This window comes from Undibacterium sp. GrIS 1.2 (assembly GCF_040544435.1).
GTDB lineage: Bacteria > Pseudomonadota > Gammaproteobacteria > Burkholderiales > Burkholderiaceae_D > Undibacterium.
Genome location: NZ_JBEONP010000131.1, coordinates 1 through 2,421 on the forward strand (window position 1 = coordinate 1; position 2,421 = coordinate 2,421).

Genomic DNA, 2,421 nt, shown 5'->3' on the forward strand with positions numbered 1-2,421 from the left:
GCTTTTGATCACGTCATTATGCATCAAGCCGTCAATCACGTAAGCCGCTTCGCGCTCGGCGGAAGTGATCACCGTGGAGTGCCACAACAAATGACGCATGTCGATGAAACTGATCACGCTCACGCCTTTGTCTTTGCCTAAATATTTGAATGAGTAATTGGCATTCAAGGAATCGACCGACACTTCGAATTTTTGTCCATCGCTGGAGGTATGCAACACATCGGGCTGCTGCCGGTAAAGATTAGGCAGGCCCATCCGATCGACAAACTGCAGGATGCGGTCATTCGCGTTTTGTATATTCTCCAGAGAGAAATACCAGTTGATGGTCGTATCGAGTTCGTTCTCGTTGATCTGTCTGGAAATTTGCGCAAGCTTGCGGTGGCCGATGTCGCAACCGTAACCAATGATGCCGGCAAAGAAGATTTTTTTGAGCGGTTTCGCCGCCTGGTATTTGGGCTGCCAATGCTCGAATTCGTCGAGAAAGCCTGTCGCTTGATCCACGGTGGCAAGGGCTTCGAGCAGAGAAATATATTTCCGTTCCGGGAAGAAGGCAGACAAGGAAAGTGCTTCCACGTCATCCTGCTTCGGTGTGCTGATATGGAAACTACCGTTAGCGCGCAGGGAGAGAAATGCATTGTCTCCCTCTGAAAAATGCGCATTGGTTTCTTGGTACTGCGCATCAAGTGCTTCATTGAGCGTCTGCAACTTGGCACCGCAATCGCCAAATTTCTCCAGTTGCGCGCGTTGCAAATAGGCCTCGCGGTTCACATCCCAATCGGCTTTCGGAATCAGATAATCATCCAGAGAGCGATATTTTTCCGAGTGGATCAGGTTCAAGGTTCCGGACTTGATGGCATCGGCGACCGCGATATAGAGCAGCACTTTGTACAGCGAGATGCGAAATTTATTTTCCTGACCAGCTACCGCCACCCGCTCTTCATCGGAGAGAAATGCGACCGGCGCATGCTTGTCGACGGCGCCATTTTTTTGCTGATAATGCAGGATGGCTTCGAGCAATGCCGGCTTGCTGCAATGCGGATCGAATTGCACTTGCCGCACAATGTCTGCGGTACGGTTCTGCAATTTCAAGGATCGTTGCTCCAGCAGTACATAATAATCCTGCCCGCGATGAATGGTGGCCATGTTTTCTTTGAACACATCAATCTGGTGTTCAACCTGGCCGTCTTTGGCAGTTTGTGCCGAAAGCGCGGCGTCAATGGCGATCACTTTCTGGCTGTCGTTTAATTTGACGTCGGCAATGATGTGCTTGATTTCCACTATGGTGCCGGTGATGCTTTTTCCTAACCGGTCGGCAAGCGAGAAGAATTTTTGCTCACGCTGTTCGCGTTCCTGGTAGTAAGATTCCTTATGCTCCTTGTCGGCGATGTTAAGGGCGGACTGAACGGAGAACAATAATGTATCGATCAGCGTATCGTGCAGCTTGAAGGTTTGATAAACGATGAACGAGATCAAATACAGGTAGCGATCTTTGGCAGCGCGGCGAGAAACTTGCGGTATTCTGGACTTGATCACCAACTGGGCATAGTGGCGGATACACTCGTAGCGCAATGCTAGTTTGTCCACGACTGGTTTCAAGTCAAGATACATCGCGAGCAAGGTTTCCAGGTCTGTTAAATTGATTTTGATTTTTGAGGGCTGCGTGGATTGGAACGGCTTCTTCAGTAAGGTGAGCCGATAGCGCCAGCTTTCGTCAACGGTATTTTCATGAGTAGCCCTTTCCAGAAGAGAATCAAGTTTATTGCGCTGCTTTCCGGTAAGACAGCGATCGATAATTTGACTCAATTCTTGCTGATAATGATTGATCGCCGACACGATCAGGCCGGCCAGGAGGGCATAGCTTGGCAAGGAAAATTTTTTAATCATCAGAAGATCGATAATTTCCAATAGCACCAGCTTTGGCCGGAATTGAACGCGCACCATCAGCGCGATTTCGTTGGTGGCGAATACTTTTGCGACTGCGTCAAAAGCGCTACAACCGAAATAATGTAGAATCAAACGCTGATGTCTAAGATAGGTCACTTTGCTGTAAGTGTTGAGCAGAACTTCGCTGGGAGAAACCCCAATTTGCATGGCAACAAACTCGATGTCGGCTTGGTGAAATTGTCTTGTAAAAAATTTACGGCGAGCCTTGAAATACCCCGCCATCACAATAAAGCACACCTTATTGGTCGACGTTCGCATACTTTCCATCGAGTCGTTAAACATCAAGGGTGCGAAAAAGAAATTGAGACGATCGGCGTTATTGAACATTGGCGGGGATTCAAAAGCCTCCTGTTCCAAGGTATTGAAAATCGTCATTCTGGGCATCGGGATCTCTCGAAAAATGGAAAATACGGGCGGGCATTCTATATTGAATAGCCTGTCGTAAATTCATTTTTAGTAAGAAATTGAAGACGATCG

Annotated in this window: 1 protein-coding gene; it reads right to left on the reverse strand. The window is 48.1% G+C overall.

Features of this window, described 5'->3' with window-relative positions; genetic code table 11:
- On the reverse strand, nucleotides 1-2,328 hold a 2,328-nt coding region (locus AAKU61_RS22400), incomplete at its 3' end, for a Tn3 family transposase (RefSeq protein WP_354335826.1).
- Between the last annotated feature and the right edge of the window lie 93 nt (nucleotides 2,329-2,421).